The following is a 23,744-nucleotide window of genomic DNA, read 5'->3' on the forward strand; positions in this document are numbered from 1 at the left end:
TCGGACTCACCGAATGGAGCTCTTCCGTGACGACCACCGGCACCCCCTCCCCTCCCACCGGGCCCCTCGGGCTGCGGACCCTGATGTCGCGGCCGGTCCTGTGGTGGGCTCTGCTCGGCGCCGCCTTCGTGCTCCTGCAGTTGTACGTCTACACGGCCTGGCTGCTGCGGGGGGATCCCGCACCCGTGGGCACCGGGGCCGACCCGGTGCCTGGCGGGGTGCGGGTGTGGGCGTGGCTGTTCCAGGTCCTGGTGCCGTGCGCATTCGCCTGGTGCCTGGTGCGAGTGGCCCGCGACTGCCGCGCCCGGCACCGGCTGTCGTTCGACGCACTGCTGCTGGGCGGATGGTTCCTGGTCTACTGGCAGGACCACATGCCGGTGCTGTGGCGGGCGGACTTCTTCTACAGCTCCTACCTCGTCAACCTGAGTTCCTGGGCTCCGCAGGTGCCGGGTTGGGTGAGCCGGGGGGATGACCGCACACCCGCACCGCTGCTGTTGACCTCGACGCTCTTCCCGCTCCTGGGCCTGTGCACCGCCGTGGTGATCTGCGCGGTCCTGCGCCGGTGCGCGCGTCTGCCCGGCCTGGGTTCGCGCCCCGCGCTGATCGCGGTGGCCGTCCTGACCGGCATGGTCCTGGACCTGGTGTGCGAGTCGGCGCTGCTCCTGACCGGGCTGATCTCCTACCCGGGCACCGTGGGCGCCCTCACCCTGTGGCCCGGCCGGCCGTACCAGTTCCCGCTGTACGAAGCCGTACTGCTGGGCTCCGTGTGGGGGGTGGCGGGCTCGCTTCGGTTCTTCCGCGACGCCGAGGGCCGGTCCGCGATCGAGCGCGACGAGACCGGATTGCCGCCACGGGTGGCCGGGACCCTGCGGGTCCTGGCGGTCGCGGGTGTGCTGAACTTCCTGTTCCTGTCCTATGCCCTGCTCTTCAACACCATTTCCCTGCACGGTGATCCGGTGGGCCAGGACCGGCCCAGCCACCTTTCGAGCGCCGGCTGTCCCGCACCGGGCCGCCCGCCCCGCGCGCCGTCGGCGGAAGGAGCGGACCGGTGACCGGCAAACCGGCCGCCGGATTCGGTCACGCCGTGATCTGCGGCGGCGGATTCGCCGGCCTGGTCACGGCGCACGTACTCGCCGGGTTCTTCGACCGGGTCACCGTCATCGAACGCGACCGCCTCTCCGACGGTCACGGCGTGCGTCCTGGGATCCCGCAGGCCCATCACGTGCACGGCATGCTGGCGCGCGGCGCCCGGATCCTGGAGGACCTCTTTCCCGGGCTGCGCGAAGAACTGCGGCAGGCCGGAGCACCCGTATTCGACTTCGGTGCGGCCTTCCCCGTGCTGACACCCGCCGGATGGACCCCACGGAACGAGACCGGCGTCCAGGCACAGTCCTTCAGCCGCACCGCGCTGGAAGACCGGATCCGGGCACGGGTCCTGGCCCACCCGCACATCACCCTCCTCGACGGCCATCTCGTATGCGGCCTGTCCGCCGCACCCGCCCGCACAGCAGTGAACGGCGTCCTCGTGCGTCCCGCCGTGCCCACGCCCGCCGCGGCGACCGAGCCGGCAACGATCCCGGCGGACCTGGTGATCGACGCCCAGGGCCGCTCGTCCCAGGTGCCCCGCTGGCTCGCCGAATCGGGCTGGACGAAACCCGCGACCCGCGTCGTCGACGCCCACTACGCCTACGCCTCGCGTCTCTACGCCCAGCCGGCCTCACCTCCGCCGCAGTGGGTGTGCACCCTGCAGATGACCTACGCACCCGACGTGCCCCGCGGGGGCGCGGTCGCGGCGGTCGACGGCCGACGCTGGATCGTCTCCCTCATGGGCGCCGCCGGCGACCTCCCGCCCAGCGCGCCGGATGAGTTCGCAGCCTTCGCAGCCGAACTGGGCAATCCCCATGTCGCCGACGCGATACGCCTGGGCGAACCTCTCTCCCCCGTACGGCGGTTCACCAACCTGGCGAACCGCTGGCACCGCTACGACCGACTGAAGGCCCGCCACGTCGAACGCCTGATCGCCCTTGGGGACGCACTGTGCACGTTCAACCCCGTCTACGGACAGGGCATGACCGTCGCGGCCATCCAGGCCACCGTCCTGGGGGACCTGCTGCGCACCCGACGCGCCGGCGGTCGCCTCGACGGCGCCGCACGCGACTTCCAACGGCGTGCCGCCCGCGGCGTCCGACTGCCCTGGCTATTCGCCACCAGCAGCGATTTGGGCTGGCAGGACACCACTTTGGGCCCCTTCACCCGGGCCGTGCGCTGGTACCTCGCCCGAGTACTGGCGCACATTCCCCACAACCCTGACCTCTACCGGCGCTTCGTCCTCGTCCAGCACATGCTCAAGGGCCCCGCCATTCTGCTGACCCCCCGCGTACTGGCCACCGTGCTGCGCTCACCGACCACTCCACGGAGGAACCCGTGACCCCGACCCGCTCCCGACCGGTCCTGATCACCGGCTGTTCCAGCGGCATCGGCAAAACCCTCGCCGTGCGCCTGGCCCACCACGGGTGGACCGTCTACGCGGCCGTCCGCGACCCCGCCCACACCCCGGACCTGCACGCGGCCGGCTGCCGTACCGTACTTCTCGACGTCACCGACGAGAGGTCCATGAGCGAAGCGGTCGACACCATCGAGACCGAGCACGGGCAGGTGGGCGCGGTGGTGCACAACGCCGGCACCAGCCACGTCGGGCCGGTTGAGAACCTCACCCCCGGCGCACTGCGCGACCAGTTCGACGTACACGTCGTCGGCCCTCTACGCCTGACCCAACTCGTCCTGCCGGGCATGCGCGCCGCGGGCCAGGGCCGCATCGTCATCATCGGCTCCATGGGAACCCGCTTCCCCGTACCCCTGCTCGGCGGCTACACCGCGACGAAAGCCGCAGCCGCCGTCCTGGGCGAAGTCCTCAGCGCAGAGGTCAAACCGTTCGGTATCGACGTCAGTGTCCTCGAACCGGGTTTCACCCGCACCGCGTTCCTCACCGGCGCCGCACACAGCGCCACCACCGCCGACCGTCTCGCCGCATCCGACGACCCCTACCGAGGGGCCGTGCGGACCTTCCGCGCCCTCCTCCAGGACACCGACCGGCGACTGAACGCCACCCCGGTCGAAAGGAACGGCCTGTCCGGGACCGCCCGATGGGGTGCGGCGCTCCTCGCCCTCGCCTGCGTCGACCCCGAGCGGGTAGCCGCACACATCGAACGGACGCTCACCGCGAAACGGCCCGCACGCCGCCGGCTCGTGACCGGACACGCCCGCCTCGCAGCCGTCGCCGCACGCACCCTGCCCGCCCCGCAGTGGGGCGCGCTCACCCGGGCCCTCCTGACGGGCACCGCACCGCGCGGAGCCCGCGTAGGGGCGGACCACGAAACCGGCCCTGTGGACGCGAGTTCCGCCAGCCCTTGATCCGGGGCCCCTGGTGAAGACGGCCGTGCCGCCCGGCTTCGCGGGCGGGCGGCACCCGCGTACTCGCAAACCGTCGCTACGAGGCGTCCTCGGCGTCGGTGGACACGCGGGCCAGTACCGCCGCGCGCAGGTCGTCGGCGTCCACTTCCAGGGCCGCCAGCACATCGAGGCCGCGGCCTTCTCCCGCGGCCAGCATGCCGAGCAGGATGTGTTCGGTACCGAACGTCTCCCGGCCCAGTGCGCGCGCCTCGCTCAGGGTGCGTTCGAGTGCCTTCTTGGCATCCGGGGCGTAGGCGGGCCTCGGGTACTGGAAGGCACCGGGGCCGAAGTTGTCATCGGCCCGGCGCTGGATCTCCTCGACGTCGATACCGAGGGACGCCAGGGCGTCCTTCGCGGGCTGTCCGCCGGTGGCGGCGATACCGGCGGCCTCCAGGACGCGTGTGGTCACCTCCCTGGCTCGCGCGAGTTCGACGCCCCGCTCGCGCAATACGTCCCCGGCCGTGCTCCGGTCGGTGCCGACCAGGCCGAGCAGCAGGTGTTCCGTACCGATGAAGTCATGGCCGAGGGCGATCGCCTCGTCCTGGGACAGCGTCACGGCGTGCCGCGCGCGGTCGGTGAAAAATTCGAACACGCTATTTCTCCTTGCCTTCGGCTTTGCGCCTGCCCGCATGCTTCTCGTGCACGGACTGCCGGCTGACGTCCAGCGCCGTGGCGATGCTCTGCCACGACCAGTCCTGGTCGCGGGCGTGGTCGACGTGGACCCGTTCGAGTTCTTCCAGGAGGCGGCGCAGGGCGACGACGGCCCGCAGCCCCACCGCGGGGTCCTTGTCGGTGACCTGTCCGGCCAGCGAGGCCGGTGTGTCCTCAGCTCCCATGTTCGTCAGGTTGCCCTGACGCTTGGCGCTTGTCAAGGAACCCTGACAGAGGTGAGAGGAGGGGGCCTGGCCCCCTTTGTGTCTGCGCAGGTCAGTCGTGGTTTCCCGTTTTCCCCATGGCCGAGGGGGCTGGGAAACCCTGGACCGGTGGCATGCCCTTCGGCTGAACTTCAGGTGGACAGCGGCCCGGTGCTCACGTCACCGGGCGGCGACAGAAGACCGGCCCCCTCGCGTCGCCGTCTCCAGCCCGGGAAGCAACGGGGGTGGGCTGGAGACGGCGAGGCGAGAGGGCGGGCCGAGGAAGGGATGTCCGCGTCGGCGGAAGGGGGAGCCTGGGCGGCGGGCCTGCGGGAGAGGGCGCGGGAGCTGGGGCGGTGCATGCCCCGCTGAGCGGAAACACGCGCTCGCCCGGCCGGGGCCGGGTGTGTCCCGGGGGGGGTCAGGGGGTCGTCGTCGAGACGACGTACACCTTGGGCCGTTCCGGATCGTCCAGGTTCGCCGTGATCTCCAGCGTCGGCTGCGGCTTGTCCTGCTCGCGGACCGTGCCCGCCCAGTGGTGGCCCTCGCCGAACTCCCAGTCGACCTCGTCCGCGTCGTCCTCGTCGATGGTGACGTCACCATCCTTGAGGTCGTCGGGGCTGGTGCCGGCGTTCGTGAGGAAGGTCTCGAAGCCCTCGCGCGTGGTGGTGAACTGGAGGTACAGCGAGCTGGATTTCCACGCGTTGGTCTCGAAGTGCGCGACGCCCTCGGACTCGGACGGGACGGTGACACCGTAGATCCGGCGCTGCAGCCGGGACGGCCAGCCCTCCTCCAGCCCGGTGGCGGCCGCCTGTTCCTGCTTGTCGCCGTTGCCGCCGCGGCTCTGCATCGCGGAGATGTACAGATAGCCGGCCGGGATGGCGATGAGGAGGAAGACGATGACGGGCTTGAGCCAGCGGTGCCTGGGGCGGGAGCCGCCCGGCTCCTCCGGATCGGCTGTCGCCGTGCGCTCGGGGTTCATCGTGATCACCCGCGGCCCGCCTGGGCATACCGCTCGTAGCGCTCGACGCGGCGGCGGTTGGCCCGGCGGAAGCGGCGGGCGACGAGCCGGGCCAGGTCCGCGGCACCGACCATGCCGGCCTCGGGGCCGAGCTGTGCCTTGACGATACGGGCCTCCGGGCGGTAGCCGCGGCCGGTGAGGTGGCGGCGGAAGGCGTCGCGGGCGGGGCCGATCAGCAGATCGTCGGCGGCGCTGACGCCACCGCCGATGACGAAGCAGGACGGGTCGAGGGCGGCGGCGAGGTTGGCGATGCCGACCCCGAGCCACTGGCCGATGTCCTGGAGCAGCTCCACGCACATGGCGTCGCCGGAGCGGGCCAGCTCGGTGATGAGCGGGCCGGTGATCTCGGAGATGTTGCCGCCGACGCGGTCGATGATGCCGTACGCGACGGGCGACTCGGCGGCGGCCAGCTCACGGGCCTCGCGCACGAGGGCGTTGCCGGAGCTGTACTGCTCCCAGCAGCCGCGGTTGCCACAGGGGCAGCGGTGGCCGCCGGGAACGACCTGCATATGGCCGAACTCGCCCGCGACCCCGTACTTGCCGCGCTTGACCTGGCCGTCCTCCAGGATCGCCCCGCCGATACCGGTACCGAGGGTGATCATCACGAGGTGGTCCTCGCCCCGGCCGGCCCCGAACCGCCATTCCGCCCAGGCGGCGGTATTGGCGTCGTTGTCGACCATGACGGGGACGGCGAGCCGGCCCGCGAGCCGGTCCCGCAGCGGTTCGTTGCGCCAGGAGAGGTGCGGGGCGAACAGTACGCGGTTGCGGTCGGCGTCCACCCAGCCGGCGGCGCCGATGCCCACGGCGTGCACGTCGTGCCGGTCGGAGAGGTCCAGCACCAGCTCGGTGATGGTGTCCTCGACGACCTTGGGGCTCTTGGACTTGTCCGGCGTCTCGGTGCGGATCTTCTCCAGGATGTTGCCGTCGGCGTCGACGACGCCCGCCATCACCTTGGTTCCGCCGATGTCGATGCCGACGGTGGGGACACGGGGCGCCGTCAGGTGCGAGCGCCGCTCGCGGGTACCCACCGTGCGGAGCACGGTCGCTCTCGCCGTACCCCGGTGGAGGTCTCGGTACATGCTCATGGCTGCACCTCCGCCACGGCGTGGCCTCCGGCGGGTGTACGGGGGCGTGCTCGCACGAGTCGTCGTCCCTGCGGGGTCTCGGAGAGGCGGTTGGCCTCTGGCCTACGGGTGGATGACGGGGCAGCCCGTCGTCGCCGATTGTGCCTCACGGGAGGCTTCCGTACCGCATCGCCTGCGGCGGGCTTGGCTGCTCTCCTGGCCGGCGGGTCTTCGGCTACCGGGCGGCCGTGGCTGCCTCTCGCCTGGCCGGCGGGTCGTCGCCAGACGGGCCGTCTTGCCGTCTGCGGCGGCTGAGCGCCCTGCGGGCGCGTCCTCAAGCGCCGGACGGGCTTGAAGTGGCTGGGCTCAGCCGCAACCGGCCCGGACGGGCTGATGGGGACGACCTCAGCCAAACCAAGCCCGTCCGGCGTTTGAGGACAGAGCACAGCAGCCCGTCCGGCGCCTGAGGACACCGCACAACCAGCCCGTCCGGCGATTGAGGACGCCGCCGCGCCGCTGAAGGCGTACAAGCCGCGCCGCAGGCGCCTACGCACCCTCGCCGGAGGCGACCGGTTTGCCGCCGATCACGTCCGGGCCCGGGGCCCTGGACAGTTCGTGGCTGAGCTGTTCGAGCTCGCTGCCGCCCGCCATCTGGCGGGTGAGCTCGTCCAGGGCGATCTCGGACTTCGCGTGGCTGCCGGCCATCGCACCGCGCTTGAGCAGGACGAAGCGGTCGCCGACGAGATACGCGTGGTGCGGGTTGTGGGTGATCAGGACCACGCCGAGGCCCGCGTCCCGGGCCGCCGCGACGTACTTGAGGACCACACCGGACTGCTTGACGCCGAGCGCCGCCGTCGGCTCGTCGAGGACGAGGACCTTCGCGCCGAAGTAGACGGCACGGGCGATGGCCACGCACTGCCGTTCGCCGCCGGAGAGCGTCCCGATGGGCTGGTCGACGTCCCGCAGGTCGATGCCCATGCGCAGAAGCTCGGCGCGGGTGGTCTCGCGCATCCGCGCGGCGTCGAGGCGCTTGAGGGGGCCGACGCCCTTCGTCGGCTCGGAGCCGAGGAAGAAGTTCCGCCAGACGGGCATCAGGGGCACGACCGCGAGGTCCTGGTAGACCGTGGCGATGCCGCGGTCCAGGGCCTCGCGGGGCGAGCCGAGCCGGGTCTCCTCGCCCTCGATCTCGAAGGTGCCGGCGTCGTGCTGGTGCAGCCCCGCGATGATCTTGATGAGGGTGGACTTGCCGGCGCCGTTGTCGCCGAGCACACAGGTGATCTCACCCGCGTGCACCTCCAGGGAGACCCCTTCGAGGGCGCGGACGTTCCCGTAGAACTTGCTGACGTCCTTCAGCTCGACCAGCGCACTCATTTCGTCGCCTCCGCCCGCTTGCGAACCCAGGCGTTCAGCAGCGTCGCCAGCAGCAGCATCGCGCCCAGGAAGAACTTGAACCAGTCCGGGTCCCACTGGGCGTAGACGATGCCCTTGCTGGTCATGCCGAAGATGAACGCACCGACGGCGGAGCCGACGGCCGAGCCGTAGCCGCCGGTCATCAGACAGCCGCCGATGACGGCGGCGATGATGTAGAGCAGTTCGTTGCCGACGCCCTCGCCGGACTGCACCACGTCGTAGGACATCAGCAGGTGCTGGCCGGAGACCCAGGCGCAGAAGGCGACCGCCATGTACAGGCCGATCTTGGTGCCCTTGACGGGCACGCCGACGGCCCGCGCGGCGTCGGCGTTGCCGCCGACCGCGAAGATCCAGTTGCCGATGCGGGTGCGCAGCAGGACCCAGGTGGCCAGGGCCACCAGGCCGAGCCACCACCAGATGGTGACCTGGAGGTCGACGCCGCCGATCGTCAGGTGCGAGGCGAAGACCGCGCGGGCGGAGTCGAAGCCCTCCATGTCGCCGATGGTCTTGGTGGAGACCGTGCCGCTGATGAGTTTGGTGAAGCCCAGGTTGAGCCCGGTCAGCATCAGGAAGGTGGCCAGCGTGATGATGAAGCTGGGCAGCTTGGTGCGGGTGAGCACGAAGCCGTTGAAGAAGCCGACGGCCAGCATGGTGAGCAGCGAGACACCGGCGCCGACCCAGACGTTCGCCGTCATCTGGTAGCTGAACATCGAGGAGACCAGCGCGGCGCTGGTCACCATCACACCGGCCGACAGGTCGAACTCGCCGCCGATCATCAGCAGCGCCACCGGGACGGCCATGATGCCGATGGTCGAGGACGCGTAGAGCACCGTCGACAGGCTGGACGCCCGCAGGAAGCTGTCGGCGACGGTCGAGAAGAAGACGAAGACCGCCAGCGCGCCGACGACCGCGCCCAGCTCGGGGCGGCCGAGGAGCCGGCGCACTTGCGAGCGCCGGGCCGGCCGCTCGCCGGGCGCGTCCTGGGCGGGGGCCGTCGCGGGCGCGCTCATCGCGTGCCCCGCTTGGTGAACTCGGCCAGGGTCTTGGCGTCGTCCTTGGTGACGATCTGCGGGCCGGTCAGCACCGGGCGGCCGCCGCCGAGCATGTCGCGGTTGTAGCGGTAGAGCCAGAGCAGGTCGACGGCCTGGTAGCCCTGGAGGTAGGGGTCCTGGTCGACGGCGAAGCCGAGGGTGCCGTCCTTGAGGGAGTCGGCGACCTTGGCGTTGAGGTCGAAGGTGTCGACCTCGGCCTTGCTGCCGGCCTGCTCGGCCGCCTTCACCGCGGTGGGCGCGAAGGGGGCACCGAGGGTGACGACCGCGTCGATGTCCTTGTCGGACTGGAGCTTCGCCTCGATGGACGACTGCACGTTGGGCATGTTGGTGCCCTCGACGTAGAGGTTCTGCAGCTCGCCCTTGAAGGTCTTCTTCACCCCGTCGCAGCGCTGCTCGTGGCCGACGTTGCCCTGCTCGTGCAGGACGCAGACGGCCTTCTTGCGGCCACGGGCGTTCAGCTCGTCACCGACGGCCTCGCCCGCGATCGTCTCGTCCTGGCCGATGTGGGTGAGCGCGCCGAACTCCTTGGACTTCTCGGAGCCCGAGTTCACCGTGATCACCGGGATGCCGGCCTTCTTCGCCTTCGCGATGACGTCCTTCATGGCGTCGGGCTTGGCGAGGGTCACGATCAGGCCGTCGACCTTCTGGTCGATCATGGCCTGCACGTTCTGGGCCTGCTTGTTCCCCTCCACGTCGTGGGAGTAGAGGAATTTGATGTTGTCCTTGACCGCCGCCTGCTTGGCACCGTTCTGGACGATGTCCCAGAAGGTGTCGCCATCACCCGAGTGGGTGACCATCGCGAAGGTCCAGCGGGGCGTGTCGACCGCGGCGCGCCCCTGGCCGGCCCTGGCCGCCGCCCGCTCCTCCGCGCGCTTGCCGCCCGTGGCGCTGCACCCCGCCAAGGTGGCGCCGAGCACCGCTGCCAGCACGGCGCTCACCGCACGTACGCCTGTCCGAACCCTTGCCACGAGGACTTGCCCCTTCTCACTGTCTGTCACGGTGCGGCCGGACCCCGTTCCCGCGGGCCCAACCGCCCAAGTATCCGTCACCATCCGTCACCGCCGACCGCCGGGGCTTCGCCGGGGTCCCTCGCGGGGCTGTTTCCGTGTGGCAGGAGTTCTAGTGGCGGGCGCCACACCGCGTCAATAGTTTGTCAGAACATTCTGACGAACTGACCCCTTAACGGAGCCATGAGCTCCGCTTTTTCGGCGGACGGAGGTCACGGCCGGACGAGGAGCTGGAAGTCGAAGGCGTAGCGCGAGGCACGGTAGAGGTGTGATCCGAATTCCACCGCGCGACCCGTGTCATCGAAAGTGGTCCGCTGCATCGTGAGCAGTGGCGCCCCGGTCGGCTCGGCGAGGCGTTCGCCCTCCTCGGCGGTCGCGGCCCGGGCGCCGACGGTCTGCCGGGCGCTGTGCAGCGTGATGCCGGCCGAGCGCATCAGCCGGTAGAGCCCCGTCCCCTCCAGTACGTCGCCGCCGAGGTCGAGCAGCCCGACGGGGAGGTGGTTGCACAGATGGGCCATGGGCTCGCCGTGCGCGAGACGCAGCCGCTCGACGCGCACGACGTCGGCGCCCTCGGCGACCCCGAGTGCGGCGGCGACCTGGGCGGTGGCGGGCTCGACGGTGTTGCGCAGCACCCGGGTGGCGGGCTTCTGGCCGGCCGCCTCGAGGTCGTCGTAGAGGCTGCTCAGCTCCAGCGGGCGCTTGACCTGGCTGTGCACCACCTGGGTGCCCACCCCGCGGCGGCGCACCAGGAGGCCCTTGTCGACGAGCGACTGGATCGCCTGCCGGACGGTGGGCCGGGACAGCCCGAGCCGCGCGGCCAGCTCGATCTCGTTGCCGAGGAGGCTGCCGGGGGCGAGCTTGCCCTGCTCGATCGCGGCTTCGAGCTGCTGGGACAGCTGGAAGTAGAGCGGGACCGGGCTGCCGCGGTCGAGAGTGAACTGGAGAGGTTGCTGCTTCGCCACGGAGGGAGCGTAGCCGTAGGACCGGATGACGGATAGTCCGGAGATCCGGTTGTCCGGACATGCCTGGAGGCCGGCACGGAGGGTGATCATGGCGGCCGGGACGCACACCCACGGATGAGGCCCGCGGGGCCGTGGCGGGCCGTCCGGGGACGGGCCCCGGGGGCCCGCCGCCGGGCTGACGGCCCGCCGGGTCAGAAGCTGACGGGCAGCCGGTGCGGGCCGCGGATGAGGAGGCCTTGCCGCCAGGACAGCGCGGCGGGGTGGGTGTCCAGAGCGAGGTCCGGGCAGCGCTCCAGGAGCGACCGGACGGCGATCTTGGCCTCCAGCCGGGCCAGCGGAGCCCCCAGGCAGTAGTGGATGCCGTGCCCGAAGGCGAGGTGCCCGCGTGCGTCACGGCGGATGTCGAAGCGGTCCGGCTCCGGGAAGCGGGCGGGGTCGCGGTCGGCGTCGGCGAGGACGGGCAGGACGAGCGCGCCCTCGGGGATCGGCGTGCCGCCGACCTCCAGGGGTCCGGTGGCGAAACGGAACGTCGGCGTCTCGACCGGTCCGTCGTACCGCAGCATCTCCTCGACGGCGTTGTCCAGCAGCCCGAGGTCGGCCCGGAGGTCCGCGAGCTGGGCGGGGTGGGTGAGCAGCGCGAGCACGCCGTTGGAGATGAGGTTGACGGTCGTCTCGTGGCCGGCGACGAGCAGTATCCAGGCCATGCCGAGGAGTTCCTCGGGCGAGAGCCGGTCGCCGTCCTCGTCGGTGGTGCGGATCAGCGCGCTCAGCAGGTCGTCGCCGGGGTCCCGGCGCTTGGCGGCGACCAGCTCGGCGAGATAGGCGGCGATCTCCGCCGCCGCGGTCCGCTTCTCCTGCGGCGGCGCGGAGCCGACCACGGTGTTCGACCAGCCGCGGAAGGCCTCCCGGTCGAGGGACGGCACGCCGAGCAGTTCGCAGATGACGCCCATGGGGAGCGGGAAGGACAGCGCGTCGACCAGGTCGGCCCGGCGGCCGGGGGCCGCGAGCATCGCGTCGATCAGCTCGTCGGTCATCTCCTGGACCCGGGGGGCCATGGCCTGGACCCGCCGGGGGGTGAACTCCTTGGTGACGAGCTTGCGCAGCCGGGTGTGGTGCGGCGGGTCCATGTTCAGCATGTGCGGGCCCGCGGCCACGAACGGCAGGGAGAAGTCCTCGCCGGCGTGCCGGATCTCCTTGGACAGCCGGGGGTCGTTGAGCAGGGCGCGCACCTCGTCGTGACCGACGACGAGCCAGGCGTCCGCGCCCTCCGGCATCCGCACCCGGTGCACCGGGCCTAACGCGCGCAGCCGCGCGTAGACGCGGTACGGATCGCGGGCGAACTCCTCGCCCATTCCCGCCAGATCGACTATTTCTCCCGTACCTGTCCCCATGGGTGGACCCTCCTCGGTTGACCGGGTCCTCACCATATCGGGCACGTGTTCGTCGGATCATCGTCCCCGCGAGGCCCCCGAACGGGCCTCGGGGACGGTGTCGAAGGCGTCGTCGGGGTCGAAGTGGCCGGTGGTGGCCGGGTGTTCGCGGGCGGAGTCGGGATCGGCCGCGTCGGCGAGCCGGCCCAGGAGGTCGGCGGCGCGCTTGGCGACGGTGTCGCGGTCGCCTTCGGAGAGCACGGAGCCCATCGCGCAGGCGACGGCCCCGGCCGCGATCCACTGGGGGGCGGTGTCGACGGTGATGCCGCCGGTGGGCAGCAGCGCCGACTGCGGCAGGGCGGCACGGATGTCCGCGATCCAGCCCGGGTGGTGGGCGGAGGCGGGGAAGAGCTTGAGGGCGTCGGCGCCCAGCTCCAGGGCCCGGACGATCTCGGTGGGGGTGGAGACGCCGGGGAAGACGGGCACACCGTAGCGGTGTCCGGTGCGGATGACCTCGGCGTCGAGGCTGGGCGAGACGAGGAAGCGGGCACCGGCCTCGACCGCCATCCGCGCGGAGGGGGCGTCCAGCACGCCGCCCGCCCCGATGAGCGCCTCGTCGCCGACCTCCCGGGCCAGGGTGGTGACGACCTCCAGGGCGAACGGCGTGGCCAGCGATATCTCCAGGCTGGTGAGGCCGGCGGAGAGCAGGGTGCCGGCCGTCGCCGTGGCCTGGTCGTAGCTGTCGCCGCGGACGACGGCGAGGACGCGCTGCGCGAGCGCGGCTCCGGTGATCTCCCAGCGGTACACGGCAGTTCGCCGCCCTTCTCGATGTGCGTACGGTGTCGATGCGGAGATGTGGAGTTGTGGAGATGCGTGGTGTACGGGCCGACCGGCCAGAGGGAACGTCAAGGAAAGCTGATGTGACCCGAAGAGGATCGCGCATGGCTCTTCGGGACCAACAGGGGTGGTCAACAGCGAAGTTGACGACGCGGCGGGCGACCGCGGAGGTCTTCGGCGGGCCCGCCGTCGGGCGGCCGGGGCCGGTCGGGGCCCGGTGCGCGGGGTAGCGCGGGTCAGCCGGCCACGCGGCCCGGACGCCCGCCCCGCGCGGCGCAGACGGCGCACCCGGCGGGTATGCCGGGCAGGACCTCGTGGGTGATCGCTTCCAGGTCCTTCATCACCGATGCCACGAGCGCCTCCCCGAACGTCGTCCCCTATCAAAACGTTAACGGGAGGCGCTGACAATCGGACCCCGGGCGCCACCTCCGACGGTCCGCCCGGGGGACTCGGTCACGCGTGTGAGAACGCGGAGAGTCCCGCCACCGTGCGCGGTGGCGGGACTCTCGTGCCGGCGTTGACGGGACCGTCGCGGTCCGCTTCGTCAGCAGGCGCGGTCGACCAGGTTGAAGGTCGCGTAGTGGTCGCCGGTGTAGTAGTCCTCCTGGCCCTTCTGCCCGGTGACGATGCGGCGGGCACCGCGGTCCGGGGAGCCGGGGGTCTTCACGGTGTACTCGTGGTAGTAGCCGCCGGACTGCTTCGGCAGCACGTTCTCGCGGTTGGAGAAGACGGTCCCGTCCTTCGGGTAGGGGAAGGGGCCGCCGGCGTCGATCAGACGCAGGGTGTCGTGGGCCTGGGCCGGCAGGGCGGAGTAGCAGACGTCGCCGACGGTCCGCACGGCGACCGTCGACCGGGCGGCGGGGGCGGTGGTCGCGGCCGGGGCGGCGACGGCGGTGCCGAACAGGAACGTCGAGGCCAGGACGGCGAGGGCGGCGGTGCGCGCGAGGCGGTGGGGGGTTCTCATACCCACCAGCATGGCGCGACGGGTACATGTCATGTCAACGCCGATGATCAACTGTTTCCCAGGTGTTCACGGCATGACCCGGGCGTTCACCGCAACCGGAAGATGTGCCCATCATTTTCGGGCCGGATTTGCCCCAGAGGCAAAACTTTTGCCCCTCGGGCAAGAGAGGGCTATACCGGAGCCATGAGCCAGTCGCCCGACCAGCCCGACGCTCCACCCGGCCCCGCGGCCGGGGCGGCCCCGCCCGACGGACCCGCCGGCCAACTGCCCGACGTCGCCCCCCGGCTGCGGGCCCTGCGCAAGCGCAGCGCGCTGACGCTGGAGACCGCGGCCGCGCGGGCCGGCCTCTCCCCCGCCCACCTCTCGCGGCTGGAGACCGGCCGTCGGACACCGTCGCTGCCGATGCTGCTGGCCTTGGCCCGCACTTACGGAACAACGGTATCCGACGTGCTGGGCGAGGTGCCCGCGGAGCGGGACCCCATCGTGCGGGCGGACCGGATGGAGCCCCAGGAGGCGGGCGGCTGGACGTACTGGCGGGCCGGCGGCTCGGGCCGGGCCATGCAGGCGCTGCGGCTGCACGTGCCGGCGGTCGGGGGCCAGGACGAGCTGGTGCGGGTGCACGCGGGCGAGGAATGGCTGTACGTGACGAAGGGGCGGCTCCGGCTGACGCTCGGCGAGACCGCGCATCTGCTCGGCCCGGGCGACTCCGCCCACTTCGACTCGCTCACCCCGCACCGCATCGCCGCCGCCTCGCACGGCGGGGTGGACCTGCTGTTCATGCACACGCTGATGCAGAGCGGTGTGGCCGAGCTGTGCCTCGGCGACGCCGGACCGACCCGAAGGGGAATGCCATGAGCGACGCCGACATCACGCGCGCCTCCACCGACGAGGCCGTGCTCCACCCCGGGCGCGGTCCCGTGGAACGCAAGCGGAACGAGGAGGACCGGGCCCCGATGGGCATGACCATCCGGGTCTTCATCTACCTGGTGGCCGTCCACTTCATCGTCGCGTTCTTCTTCCTCATCTTCTGGCTCGCCGGGGCGAAGTGACACGCCCGGCGCCCGGCGCCGCCACGGCGCGATCTTCTGGGAGCCTGGTCGTCGGTGCCGGTCGGTCCTACCCGGGAGGGGCAGCGATGACGCGTACGGCTGAGGACGTTCTGGCGGACGCCGTGCGCGATTCGGCGCCCGGCGACGGTGCGAACAGGCTCGTGCCGCTGATCGAGGCGGGCACGGCGCCACGGAAGGCGATCGCCGCCTTCGCGCTGGAGCAGCACCACGTCATCACCGGTGACCGGGGCAGCTTTCAGCGGCTGGCCGAGCGGGCGGCGGGGGCCCAGCCGGCGGTGGCCGGCTTCTTCACGTCCCTGGTCCAGGGCGAGGACGTCGCGCTGGACCGGCTCGGGACCCTGGCGGGCGCCTGCGGGCTGGACCGGGCGGCGGTGCGCGCGTACGAGCCGCTGGCCGGCTGCCAGGCGTATCCGGCGTACACGGCCTGGCTGGCCCTGCACGCCGAACCCGTCGACGTGGTCGTGGCGTTGACCGCCAACTTCGCGGCGTGGGGAGGGTACTGCGCCACCGTCGGCCGGGCCTTGCGCCGTCACTACGGGTTCGACGACGCGGCGTGCGGCTTCTTCGACTTCTTCGCCGAGCCCGCGCCCGAGGGCGCGGAGCGGTCGTCGGCGGCCGTCCGGGCCGGTCTGGCCGCCGGGCTGGTCTCGGAGCGTCTGGCGCGGCGCTACGGGCGTCTGCTGCGGGACTACGAGCTGATGTTCTGGAACACGCTCGCCGGGACCTGACCGACGATCTACGGTGGCGGCATGACGCCTACCGAACACACTTCCGTCGTCTACCGGACCGCCCGCGCCGGGGAAGCGGCCGCCGCCGAATCACTCGACAACTCCTTCACCACGGACGCGGTCATCGAAGTGACGGTCACGGACGACGGATTCCGGCTGCGCGAGGTGCCCGTCGACCCGCCGCTGCACAAGGTCTTCCCCGACGACGAAGAGGAGGAGGCGGCGGAGGCCGGGGACGGTGACGAGGACGGTGGGGACGCGGCCACCCGTGTCGTCGTCGCGCTCGACGGTGACGGCACGCTGTGCGGTGCGATCACCACCGAGTTCAGCGCCTGGAACAGCCGGCTCGTCATCGCCGACGTGCGGGTCGCCCCCGGCCACCGGGGCCGGGGCATCGGGCGCGGCCTCATGGACCGCGCCCTCGACCACGGGCGCCGGATCGGCGCGCGTACGGCGTGGTTGGAGGTCAGCCAGGTGAACGCCCCGGCGGTGCGGGCGTACCGGCGGATGGGTTTCACCCTGTGCGGCTTGGACGTCACCCTCTACGCGGGCACCGCCTCGGAGGGTGAGCAGGCCCTGTTCATGAGCCGTCCGCTGACACCGTGAGGCGGCGGGCCCCTTCCTCCGTGAGTGAGCCGTACAGGCGCAGGCGGGCGATGCCGCCGTCGGGGTAGATGTCGATCCGCAGATGTGTGGCCGTGGTGGCCTTCTCCAGGGCGAAGCGGTGGATGGTGTCGGGCTGGAGGCGGGTGCGGGGCAGGATCTCGGTCCAGCCGGTGGTGTGGTCGCACGGGTCGGCGCCGGTGGCGGTGTCGAGTACGGACAGGGCGGCCCAGCCCGCCGCGTTGCCTTTGTAGCAGCCCGTGTCGATCTCGACGGCGCGTGGCAGTGACTGCTCGGCGAGGCGGTAGCGGACCCAGTCGTGGCCCTTGTCACGGCGGCGGCGGGTCTCCCAGCCGTCGTCCATCTTGCGGGACCGGCCCGGCTGGATGGAGTGCACGGGCGGGGAGTAGAAGCGGTCGGAGGCGTCCTCGGCCCGGCCGCCGTTCTCCAGCGCGAGGAGGTCGAAGGTGCCGAGGGTGGCGAGCCACGCGGGGTCGGGGACGACCTCGCCGTGGACGCGGAGCCGTGCGATGCCGCCGTCGGGGTGCTGGTTGAGCCGGAGGTGGGTGAAGCGCCGGGGGTCGCGGACGGCGAAGCCGTTGGCGGCGTGGCCGCCGACGGGGGTGCGCGGGACGAGGACGGTCCACTTGACGTCGGCGGCGAGTAGTTCCTCGGCGGAGGGCGTGCCGGTGACGGTGGCGGCCTCGATGCTGACGGCCTGGGGGTGGTTGCCGCGGAAGTGGGCGGTGTCGACGACGATGCCGCGCACGACGCCGGGCGCGCCGAGCCGTATCAGTGCCCAGTCGTGATCGTCGTCCGTGGGGTGCGGGGTGTCGGCGCCGGTACCGCGGCGGCGGCGGGTCTCCCAGCCGTCCATGACTTTGCCCTTGTGGCCGAAGTGCTCGGGGTCGAAGCGGGCGGCCTCGGGGTTGAGGAGGTTCTCGCGCTCGGCGAAGAACTCGTCGTTGGCGGCGAGCACGCCCGCGCCCAGCCGGCGGTCGGCGAGGTCGGGCAGGTGGGTGAAGTCGAAGGCGGCCGTGCGGTAGTCGGCGTAGGGGTCGCCGCCCGGGTACGGGCGCGCGTCACCGGTGAAGGACGGAAGGGCGGGGTTCGCGGGGGTGCCGCTCATGTGCTGCGCTGCCTCTCCAGTAGTCGGCCGGTGGGGGCGCCGGGGGTGCCGTGGTCGGCTGTCCGGTGGCCTCGCAGCCACGTCGACCGTACGACGCCGCTCAGCGTCCTCCCGGCGTAGGCGGTGGTGGGGTTGCGGTGGTGGAGCCCGGCCGGGTCGACCGTGAAGGTGTCGTCGGGGGCGAGGACGGCGAAGTCGGCGTCACGGCCGGCTTCGATGGCGCCTTTGTGCGCGAGGCCCGCGAGGGCGGCCGGTGCGGTGGCCGTCCAGCGGGCCACGTCGGTGAGCGAGTGGCCGCGCCGGCGGGCCTCGGTCCACAGGGCCGGCAGGCCGAGTTGCAGGGAGGAGATGCCGCCCCAGGCCTTGGCGAAGTCGGGGACCTTGAGGTCGGTGGTGCAGGGCGAGTGGTCGGAGACGACGCAGTCGATGGTTCCGTCGGCGAGGCCCTGCCACAGGGCGTCCTGGTTGGCCGCCTCGCGGATGGGCGGGCAGCACTTGAACTCGGTGGCCCCGTCGGGCACTTCCTCGGCGGTGAGGGTGAGGAAGTGCGGGCAGGTCTCGACGGTGATGCGTACGCCCGCGGCCTTTGCCGCGGCGATCACCGGCAGCGCGTCGGACGACGACAGGTGCAGGATGTGCACCCGTACGTCCTGTCGCCGGGCGACGTCGACGAGCGCGGCGATCGCGTCGTTCTCGGCGGCGCGGGGGCGGGAGGCGAGGAAGTCGGCGTAGCGCGGCCCACCGCGCTGGGGGGCGCTCGCCAGGTGGGCGGGGTCCTCGGCGTGCACGATCAGCAGCCCGTCGAACGCGGCGATCTCACCGGCCACGGTGGCCAGGTCGGCGCGGCTCAGATGGGGGAACTCCTCGACCCCGGACGGCGAGAGGAAGGCCTTGAAGCCGAAGACTCCGGCGTCGTGCAGGGGCCGCAGATCGCTCACGTTGCCGGGCAGCGCCCCGCCCCAGAAGCCGACGTCGACATGGACCGCGGGGCGCGCCACCTCTTGTTTGACGCGCAGGTGGGCGACGGTGGTGGTGGGCGGGACGCTGTTGAGGGGCATGTCCACGAGGGTGGTGACGCCTCCGGCGGCGGCCGCCCGGGTGGCGGCGGCGAACCCCTCCCACTCCGTGCGGCCGGGGTCGTTCACATGGACGTGGGTGTCGACGAGCCCGGGCAGCAGGGCGTCCTCCCCCAGGTCCACGACGCGGGCACCCGCTGGGGTCGGGCCCCGGTAGGGCAGGACGGCCGTGATCCGGCCGGCGGCGACGGCGACGGAGGCGGGGCGGGTGCCCTCCGGCGTGACGACGCGGGTCGAGCGCAGGACCAACTCCACCTCGGGCACGGCATCTCCTCGCATTCCGGCGTCGGACGAGTGTCGGACGAGTGCGCGTTTTTCAACGTTCTGTTGAACCAGGTGGGTGGCAGTCTTCATTCGTGTCACAGCCGCGTCAAGACCTGTCGGGGGTTCACCCGGGTTCGGCCGCCGTTCGGCCGACCCCGTCGACGCCTTCCGTTGCACGGAAGAATCCTTCCGTCACGCAAAACGACGCGTAGTGCGGCCGGGGGCCTGCCGGTAGGCTGCTCTCCCACGCCTCCCGGAAGGACCCGTGCCGTGCCCTCGTCCGCCGAGCCCAAAGCCGCCTCGCCCACCGGAGGCGTCCAGTCGCTGGAGCGCGCCTTCGATCTGCTGGAGCGGATGGCGGACGCCGGGGGCGAGGTCGGGCTGAGCGAACTTTCCGCGAGCAGCGGGTTGCCGCTGCCCACCATCCACCGGCTGATGCGCACGCTGGTCGCCTGCGGCTACGTCCGCCAGCAGCCCAACCGCCGCTACGCGCTGGGCCCCCGGCTGATCCGGCTCGGCGAGAGCGCCTCCCGGCTGCTCGGCGTCTGGGCACGCCCGTATCTCGCCCGGCTGGTCGAGGAGACCGGCGAGACCGCGAACATGGCGCTGCTCGACGGTGACGAGGTCGTCTACGTCGCGCAGGTGCCCTCGCGGCACTCGATGCGGATGTTCACCGAGGTCGGCCGTCGGGTGCTGCCGCACTCCACGGGTGTCGGCAAGGCACTGCTCGCCCAGGCCGCCGACGACGATGTCCGCGCGCTGCTGGTGCGTACGGGCATGCCGGCGGCCACGGAGAAGACCATCACGACGCCCGAGGGCTTCCTGGAGGCCCTGGCCCGGGTTCGCGAGACGGGTTACGCGGTCGACGACAACGAGCAGGAGATCGGGGTCCGTTGCCTGGCGGTCCCGGTGCCCGACTCCCCCACGGCCGCGGCCCTCTCCATCTCCGGCCCGGCGGGCCGGGTCACGGAGGCCGCCGTGGAAAAGATCGTGCCCGTCCTCCAGGAGGTCGCGGCCGAACTGTCGGTGGCCCTCGCCAGCAAGTCGGCTTCCGCCTGAGGGAAACGGACGCCGCCCGCCGCCCGCCGTCCCGGCGGGTTCCGCGTTCCGCCTGCCGCGTGCCGCGTGCCGCGTGCCGCCTGCCGCCTGCCGCCTGCCGCCTGCCGCCTGCCGCTTGAAGATGAACCACGCTCCGGCGGGCGTCGGCCGGTGGACGCCTGGTCGCTCACGCCCCGTCGGGGGCCTCGCGGGAGGCGACACCGCGGCCGCCGCCCGGGGACCAAGCGACTCGCCGTCATCGGCGTTCGACATCGGGCCGCCGGGCCCTTGGGCGTTCACGCCCGCCGGGGGTCTCGCGGAAGGCGACACCGCAGTCGCCGCCCAGGGACCAAGCGACTCGCCGTCATCGGCGTTCGGCATCGGGCTCCCGGCCCCGGGGCGTCGACGCCCCGTCGAGGGCCTCGCGGGAGGCGACACCGCGGCCGCCGCCGCGAATCCGCGTCGGCACTGCCCGCCACCCGGGGGCGAAGCGACTCACGCCGTCATCGGCGTTCGGCATCGGGCCTCCGGTCCCGGGGCGTTCACGCCCGTCGGAGGCCTCGCGGAAGGCGACACCGCGGCCGCCGCCCGGGGACCAAGCGACTCGCCGTCATCGGCGTTCGGCATCGGGCCTCCCGGCCCGGGCCGTTCACGCCCCGTCGGGGGCCTCGCGCGGGCGGGGGATCTCCGCCGCGGCGCGCAGCGGTTCCGGTGCAGACGGGTCCGGCAGGGGGCCCGGCATCGGCTCCGGTGCCAGGTCCGGCATCGGCTCCGGCACCGCGTCCCGCATCGGATCCCGCGCCGGATCCCGGCGGTATTGCCGGGGCACCGTGCCCGGCTGTTCGCCGAAGCTGTCGACCGCCGCGCGGACCTCGCCGAGGGCCTGGGCCAGGGCGCTGACCGAGCCCACCGCGCCCGCGACCAGCAGCAGCGAGCGGCGCAGCCGGGGGACTTCGGGTGTGCCCGCGCGGGCCATGGCGTCCAGGGCGGCCAGTTCGTCCTCGGCGGCGTCCCGGTCGGGTAACCGCGCGGGGTGCGCGGCGAGCGCCCGGCGCAGCCGGGACACCGCGGCACGCAGCTCGCCGACCCTCGGGTCGTCGCCGATCCGGCCCGCTCGCTCCTCTTCCACCACAACGGCGCCTTCCGCCACGGTTCTCCCCCTCCCACCCGGTCGCGCGGATCAGTTAACGCCACTTTCCGTGCGGAGCGCCACACTCACAGCGAAATTCAGGCCGCGCGCTCACGTACGGGTGACAAACGGCTGTCCACCGCACATCGGACCGCGGTCGCATGAACCCGCGGCACACATCCGGTAAGCAAGAGCCATGGCACAGACGACGGATGAGGCGGACACGACGGCGGGGCCGGCGCCCGTCGCCGGATTGCTGCTGGCGGCCGGTGGTGGGCGGCGGCTCGGCGGGCGGCCCAAGGCGCTGCTCGCGTACCGGGGCCGGCCGCTGGTGGAGCATGCCGCCCGGGTGTTGCGCGAGGGCGGCTGCGGGCCGCTGTGCGTGGTGCTCGGGGCGGGGGCGGCGCGGGTGCGGGAGGGGGAGGGGCCGGCGTGGCCGCCGGGGGCGGACGTGACCGTGGTGGACAACCCCGACTGGGCGGCGGGCATGGGGACTTCGCTGCGGGCCGGGCTGGCCGCCCTGGCCCCCACGGGCGCGTCGGCCGTGCTGGTGACCTTGGTGGACCAGCCCCGGATCGGACCGGCCGCCGTGGCCCGCGTACTGGCCGCGCACCGGGCGGGCGCGGACCTGGTGGCCGCCGCGTACGACGGCGAGCGGGGCCACCCGGTGCTGTTCGCGCGAGGGCACTGGGAGGGCGTCGCGGCCGTGGCCACCGGTGACCGGGGAGCGCGCGCGTATCTACGGGAGCACGCCGGGGCCGTCACGCTCGTCGAGTGCGCGGACGTCGCGGCGCCGGACGACATCGACACGCCGGACGACCTCTCGCTGCTCGACTGAGCAGCGAGAGGTCCCCGAGTGAGCGCCGAGCGAGGGGGTGAGGTGGCACCCAGCGCCACCCGGCCCCGCGCGGCCCCGGAACCGACGTGGCGGAAAATCTCTCGCCATCCACGGACCATTGAACTTCCACTATGAGAAAACTATTCTCCACTGGCACCGCGTGCCGTCACCGTGAACCGTAAGACCGAGCGTCCCGGCGGCCGGGGCGTCCGCCCGCTGAAGGAGTGACAGCCCATGTCCGCACCAGCGCCGTCCCCGCTGGCCACCGTCGTCGCCGGCCCCGCTCGCGTCCCGGCCCGCCAGGGCGAGGTCCTGACCGACGCGGCGCTCGCCTTCGTCGCCGCCCTGCACCGCCGGTTCACCCCCCGGCGCGACGAGTTGCTCGCCCGCCGCGCCGCCCGCCGCGCCGAGATCGCCCGCACCGGAACGCTCGACTTCCTCCCCGGGACCGCGTCCGTCCGCGAGGACCCCGACTGGCGCGTCGCCCCCGCCCCGGCCGCGCTGGACGACCGCCGGGTGGAGATCACCGGCCCGACGGACCGGAAGATGACCGTCAACGCCCTGAATTCGGGGGCCCGGGTCTGGCTCGCCGACTTCGAGGACGCCTCCTCCCCCACCTGGGAGAACGTCATCGGCGGCCAGCTCAACCTGATCGACGCCTACGAGCGCCGTATCGACTTCACCAGCGAACAGGGCAAGTCGTACGCCCTCAAACCGGCCGATCAGCTCGCGACCGTCGTCGTGCGCCCGCGTGGCTGGCACCTCGACGAGCGCCACCTGACCGTCGACGGCAGGCCCGTCCCCGGCGCCCTCGTCGACTTCGGCCTGTACTTCTTCCACAACGCCCGACGGCTGACCGACCTCGGCAAGGGCCCGTACTTCTATCTGCCCAAGACCGAATCGCATCTGGAGGCCCGCCTCTGGAACGACGTCTTCGTCTTCGCCCAGGATCACCTCGGCATCCCCCGGGGGACCGTGCGCGCGACCGTCCTGATCGAGACGATCACCGCGGCGTACGAGATGGAGGAGATCCTCTACGAGCTGCGCGAGCACGCCTCCGGGCTGAACGCCGGGCGCTGGGACTACCTCTTCTCCATCGTCAAGAACTTCCGTGACGGCGGGGCGCGGTTCGTCCTCCCCGACCGCAACGCCGTGACGATGACGGCGCCGTTCATGCGCGCGTACACCGAACTGCTGGTGCGCACCTGCCACAAGCGCGGCGCGCACGCCATCGGCGGCATGGCCGCCTTCATCCCCTCCCGCAAGGACCCGGAGGTCAACGAGGTCGCCCTCCAGAAGGTCAAGGCCGACAAGGACCGTGAGGCGCGCGACGGTTTCGACGGGTCCTGGGTCGCCCACCCCGACCTCGTGCCCGTCGCCCGCGCCTCCTTCGACGCGGTCCTCGGCGAACGGCCGCACCAGAAGGACCGGTTGCGTGAGGACGTCCGCGTCGGTGCCGGGGAACTCATCGCCGTCGACTCGCTGGAGGCGAAGCCCACCTACGAAGGACTGCGCAACGCCGTCCAGGTGGGCGTCCGCTACATCGAGGCGTGGCTGCGCGGTCTGGGTGCCGTCGCCATCTTCAACCTCATGGAGGACGCGGCCACCGCCGAGATCTCCCGCTCCCAGATCTGGCAGTGGATCAACGCGGGTGTCGTCTTCGACAACGGCCGCAAGGCCACCGCCGAGCTGGTCCGCGAGGTCGCGGCCGAGGAACTCGCGGCCGTCCGTGCCGAGGCCGGCCCGGACGCCTTCGCCGCCGGGCGTTGGCAGGAGGCCCACGATCTGCTGCTGAAGGTCGCCCTCGACGAGGACTACGCGGACTTCCTCACCCTGCCGGCCTACGAACTGCTGGACTGACCGGCCGGTGGCCCGCGC

At 72.4% G+C, this 23,744-nt stretch carries 24 protein-coding genes; 10 read left to right on the forward strand and 14 right to left on the reverse strand.

Annotated features, from left to right (window positions below; genetic code table 11):
- The first annotated feature begins 26 nt into the window (after positions 1 to 26).
- From ACZ6MA_RS10280 to ACZ6MA_RS10290, 3 genes are read left to right on the forward strand one after another with little or no spacing between them, the layout of a single operon-like run.
- Positions 27 to 1,052 carry a spirocyclase AveC family protein gene (locus tag ACZ6MA_RS10280; RefSeq protein WP_469432626.1) on the forward strand — a complete coding sequence of 342 codons (1,026 nt, stop codon included), beginning with the start codon at positions 27 to 29 and terminating at the stop codon, positions 1,050 to 1,052.
- Positions 1,049 to 2,428, forward strand: coding sequence for an FAD-dependent oxidoreductase (locus ACZ6MA_RS10285; protein WP_469432627.1), 1,380 nt, complete (start codon positions 1,049 to 1,051; stop codon positions 2,426 to 2,428). The genes ACZ6MA_RS10280 and ACZ6MA_RS10285 overlap by 4 nt, the downstream gene beginning before the upstream one ends.
- Positions 2,425 to 3,411 carry an SDR family oxidoreductase gene (locus ACZ6MA_RS10290; protein WP_469432629.1) on the forward strand — a complete coding sequence of 329 codons (987 nt, stop codon included), beginning with the start codon at positions 2,425 to 2,427 and terminating at the stop codon, positions 3,409 to 3,411. Before ACZ6MA_RS10285 ends, ACZ6MA_RS10290 begins: the two co-directional genes overlap by 4 nt.
- A gap of 76 nt (positions 3,412 to 3,487) precedes the next feature.
- Here ACZ6MA_RS10290 and ACZ6MA_RS10295 read toward each other — a convergent pair whose 3' ends face one another.
- The 11 genes from ACZ6MA_RS10295 to ACZ6MA_RS10345 form a co-directional block, all read right to left on the reverse strand.
- Entirely contained in the window at positions 3,488 to 4,042 is a 555-nt protein-coding gene (locus ACZ6MA_RS10295) for a Clp protease N-terminal domain-containing protein (protein WP_469432631.1), read from the reverse strand.
- A 1-nt stretch (position 4,043) separates the two neighbouring features.
- Complete coding sequence (locus ACZ6MA_RS10300) at positions 4,044 to 4,286, reverse strand: hypothetical protein (RefSeq protein WP_469432632.1); 243 nt, start codon at positions 4,284 to 4,286, stop codon at positions 4,044 to 4,046.
- Between the two features lie 439 nt (positions 4,287 to 4,725).
- Positions 4,726 to 5,286, reverse strand: a complete 561-nt coding sequence (locus ACZ6MA_RS10305) for a hypothetical protein (protein ID WP_469432634.1) — start codon at positions 5,284 to 5,286, stop codon at positions 4,726 to 4,728.
- Between the two features lie 5 nt (positions 5,287 to 5,291).
- On the reverse strand, positions 5,292 to 6,410 hold the full coding sequence (locus tag ACZ6MA_RS10310; RefSeq protein WP_469432636.1) for an ROK family glucokinase: 1,119 nt from the start codon (positions 6,408 to 6,410) through the stop codon (positions 5,292 to 5,294).
- 525 nt (positions 6,411 to 6,935) lie between these two features.
- Positions 6,936 to 7,760: an ATP-binding cassette domain-containing protein gene (locus ACZ6MA_RS10315; RefSeq protein WP_469432637.1), complete on the reverse strand. Its 825-nt coding sequence runs from the start codon at positions 7,758 to 7,760 to the stop codon at positions 6,936 to 6,938.
- Positions 7,757 to 8,809, reverse strand: coding sequence for an ABC transporter permease (locus ACZ6MA_RS10320; RefSeq protein ID WP_469432638.1), 1,053 nt, complete (start codon positions 8,807 to 8,809; stop codon positions 7,757 to 7,759). Before ACZ6MA_RS10320 ends, ACZ6MA_RS10315 begins: the two co-directional genes overlap by 4 nt.
- A complete protein-coding gene (locus ACZ6MA_RS10325; protein WP_469432640.1) occupies positions 8,806 to 9,819 on the reverse strand; it encodes a sugar ABC transporter substrate-binding protein in 1,014 nt (337 codons plus the stop codon). Before ACZ6MA_RS10325 ends, ACZ6MA_RS10320 begins: the two co-directional genes overlap by 4 nt.
- Before the next feature lie 251 nt (positions 9,820 to 10,070).
- Positions 10,071 to 10,820, reverse strand: coding sequence for a GntR family transcriptional regulator (locus tag ACZ6MA_RS10330; protein ID WP_469432642.1), 750 nt, complete (start codon positions 10,818 to 10,820; stop codon positions 10,071 to 10,073).
- Between the two features lie 191 nt (positions 10,821 to 11,011).
- Complete coding sequence (locus ACZ6MA_RS10335; protein WP_469432643.1) at positions 11,012 to 12,211, reverse strand: cytochrome P450 family protein; 1,200 nt, start codon at positions 12,209 to 12,211, stop codon at positions 11,012 to 11,014.
- A 57-nt stretch (positions 12,212 to 12,268) separates the two neighbouring features.
- Positions 12,269 to 12,997 carry a bifunctional 4-hydroxy-2-oxoglutarate aldolase/2-dehydro-3-deoxy-phosphogluconate aldolase gene (locus ACZ6MA_RS10340; protein WP_469432644.1) on the reverse strand — a complete coding sequence of 243 codons (729 nt, stop codon included), beginning with the start codon at positions 12,995 to 12,997 and terminating at the stop codon, positions 12,269 to 12,271.
- Between the two features lie 574 nt (positions 12,998 to 13,571).
- Positions 13,572 to 13,991, reverse strand: coding sequence for a guanyl-specific ribonuclease (locus ACZ6MA_RS10345; protein WP_469432646.1), 420 nt, complete (start codon positions 13,989 to 13,991; stop codon positions 13,572 to 13,574).
- Between the two features lie 183 nt (positions 13,992 to 14,174).
- Between ACZ6MA_RS10345 and ACZ6MA_RS10350 the strand changes: the two genes are divergently transcribed.
- From ACZ6MA_RS10350 to ACZ6MA_RS10365, 4 genes are all read left to right on the forward strand, one after another.
- The gene (locus ACZ6MA_RS10350) at positions 14,175 to 14,846 is read left to right on the forward strand and encodes a helix-turn-helix domain-containing protein (RefSeq protein WP_469432647.1); all 672 of its coding nucleotides are present in this window, start codon (positions 14,175 to 14,177) and stop codon (positions 14,844 to 14,846) included.
- Entirely contained in the window at positions 14,843 to 15,040 is a 198-nt protein-coding gene (locus ACZ6MA_RS10355) for a DUF6126 family protein (RefSeq protein ID WP_469432648.1), read from the forward strand. Before ACZ6MA_RS10350 ends, ACZ6MA_RS10355 begins: the two co-directional genes overlap by 4 nt.
- An 86-nt stretch (positions 15,041 to 15,126) precedes the next feature.
- On the forward strand, positions 15,127 to 15,789 hold the full coding sequence (locus tag ACZ6MA_RS10360; RefSeq protein ID WP_469432650.1) for a heme oxygenase-like domain-containing protein: 663 nt from the start codon (positions 15,127 to 15,129) through the stop codon (positions 15,787 to 15,789).
- A 21-nt stretch (positions 15,790 to 15,810) separates the two neighbouring features.
- The gene (locus ACZ6MA_RS10365; protein ID WP_469432651.1) at positions 15,811 to 16,395 is read left to right on the forward strand and encodes a GNAT family N-acetyltransferase; all 585 of its coding nucleotides are present in this window, start codon (positions 15,811 to 15,813) and stop codon (positions 16,393 to 16,395) included.
- Here ACZ6MA_RS10365 and alc read toward each other — a convergent pair.
- Together alc and allB are read right to left on the reverse strand one after the other, a co-directional pair.
- Entirely contained in the window at positions 16,370 to 17,521 is a 1,152-nt protein-coding gene (gene alc / locus ACZ6MA_RS10370) for an allantoicase (RefSeq protein ID WP_469432652.1), read from the reverse strand. The two genes, ACZ6MA_RS10365 and alc, sit on opposite strands and share 26 nt — an antisense overlap.
- The gene (allB, locus tag ACZ6MA_RS10375) at positions 17,518 to 18,861 is read right to left on the reverse strand and encodes an allantoinase AllB (protein ID WP_469432654.1); all 1,344 of its coding nucleotides are present in this window, start codon (positions 18,859 to 18,861) and stop codon (positions 17,518 to 17,520) included. Before allB ends, alc begins: the two co-directional genes overlap by 4 nt.
- A gap of 270 nt (positions 18,862 to 19,131) precedes the next feature.
- Between allB and ACZ6MA_RS10380 the strand changes: the two genes are divergently transcribed.
- Positions 19,132 to 19,920 (forward strand): IclR family transcriptional regulator, encoded by a 789-nt coding sequence (locus ACZ6MA_RS10380; protein ID WP_469432655.1) that lies wholly within the window; start codon positions 19,132 to 19,134, stop codon positions 19,918 to 19,920.
- A gap of 628 nt (positions 19,921 to 20,548) precedes the next feature.
- Here ACZ6MA_RS10380 and ACZ6MA_RS10385 read toward each other — a convergent pair.
- The gene (locus ACZ6MA_RS10385; RefSeq protein ID WP_469432657.1) at positions 20,549 to 21,028 is read right to left on the reverse strand and encodes a DUF5955 family protein; all 480 of its coding nucleotides are present in this window, start codon (positions 21,026 to 21,028) and stop codon (positions 20,549 to 20,551) included.
- 196 nt (positions 21,029 to 21,224) lie between these two features.
- Here ACZ6MA_RS10385 and ACZ6MA_RS10390 point away from each other — a divergent pair, with 196 nt between their 5' ends.
- Together ACZ6MA_RS10390 and aceB are read left to right on the forward strand one after the other, a co-directional pair.
- Positions 21,225 to 21,866: a nucleotidyltransferase family protein gene (locus ACZ6MA_RS10390; protein ID WP_469432658.1), complete on the forward strand. Its 642-nt coding sequence runs from the start codon at positions 21,225 to 21,227 to the stop codon at positions 21,864 to 21,866.
- A gap of 234 nt (positions 21,867 to 22,100) precedes the next feature.
- Positions 22,101 to 23,726 carry a malate synthase A gene (aceB, locus tag ACZ6MA_RS10395; RefSeq protein WP_469432659.1) on the forward strand — a complete coding sequence of 542 codons (1,626 nt, stop codon included), beginning with the start codon at positions 22,101 to 22,103 and terminating at the stop codon, positions 23,724 to 23,726.
- Positions 23,727 to 23,744: the final 18 nt, after the last annotated feature.

It is taken from the genome of Streptomyces sp. NPDC042259 (assembly GCF_055582085.1).

What these genes read in the sequence shown, in the direction of transcription:
- ACZ6MA_RS10300 (WP_469432632.1), bottom strand. Translation starts at nt 4,286, where the DNA reads ATGGGAGCTGAGGACACACCGGCCTCGCTGGCCGGACAGGTCACCGAC.
- ACZ6MA_RS10305 (WP_469432634.1), bottom strand. Translation starts at nt 5,286, where the DNA reads ATGAACCCCGAGCGCACGGCGACAGCCGATCCGGAGGAGCCGGGCGGC.
- ACZ6MA_RS10310 (WP_469432636.1), bottom strand. Translation starts at nt 6,410, where the DNA reads ATGAGCATGTACCGAGACCTCCACCGGGGTACGGCGAGAGCGACCGTG.
- ACZ6MA_RS10315 (WP_469432637.1), bottom strand. Translation starts at nt 7,760, where the DNA reads ATGAGTGCGCTGGTCGAGCTGAAGGACGTCAGCAAGTTCTACGGGAAC.
- ACZ6MA_RS10320 (WP_469432638.1), bottom strand. Translation starts at nt 8,809, where the DNA reads ATGAGCGCGCCCGCGACGGCCCCCGCCCAGGACGCGCCCGGCGAGCGG.
- ACZ6MA_RS10335 (WP_469432643.1), bottom strand. Translation starts at nt 12,211, where the DNA reads ATGGGGACAGGTACGGGAGAAATAGTCGATCTGGCGGGAATGGGCGAG.
- ACZ6MA_RS10345 (WP_469432646.1), bottom strand. Translation starts at nt 13,991, where the DNA reads ATGAGAACCCCCCACCGCCTCGCGCGCACCGCCGCCCTCGCCGTCCTG.
- ACZ6MA_RS10350 (WP_469432647.1), top strand. Translation starts at nt 14,175, where the DNA reads ATGAGCCAGTCGCCCGACCAGCCCGACGCTCCACCCGGCCCCGCGGCC.
- ACZ6MA_RS10355 (WP_469432648.1), top strand. Translation starts at nt 14,843, where the DNA reads ATGAGCGACGCCGACATCACGCGCGCCTCCACCGACGAGGCCGTGCTC.
- ACZ6MA_RS10360 (WP_469432650.1), top strand. Translation starts at nt 15,127, where the DNA reads ATGACGCGTACGGCTGAGGACGTTCTGGCGGACGCCGTGCGCGATTCG.
- ACZ6MA_RS10365 (WP_469432651.1), top strand. Translation starts at nt 15,811, where the DNA reads ATGACGCCTACCGAACACACTTCCGTCGTCTACCGGACCGCCCGCGCC.
- alc (WP_469432652.1), bottom strand. Translation starts at nt 17,521, where the DNA reads ATGAGCGGCACCCCCGCGAACCCCGCCCTTCCGTCCTTCACCGGTGAC.
- ACZ6MA_RS10390 (WP_469432658.1), top strand. Translation starts at nt 21,225, where the DNA reads ATGGCACAGACGACGGATGAGGCGGACACGACGGCGGGGCCGGCGCCC.
- aceB (WP_469432659.1), top strand. Translation starts at nt 22,101, where the DNA reads ATGTCCGCACCAGCGCCGTCCCCGCTGGCCACCGTCGTCGCCGGCCCC.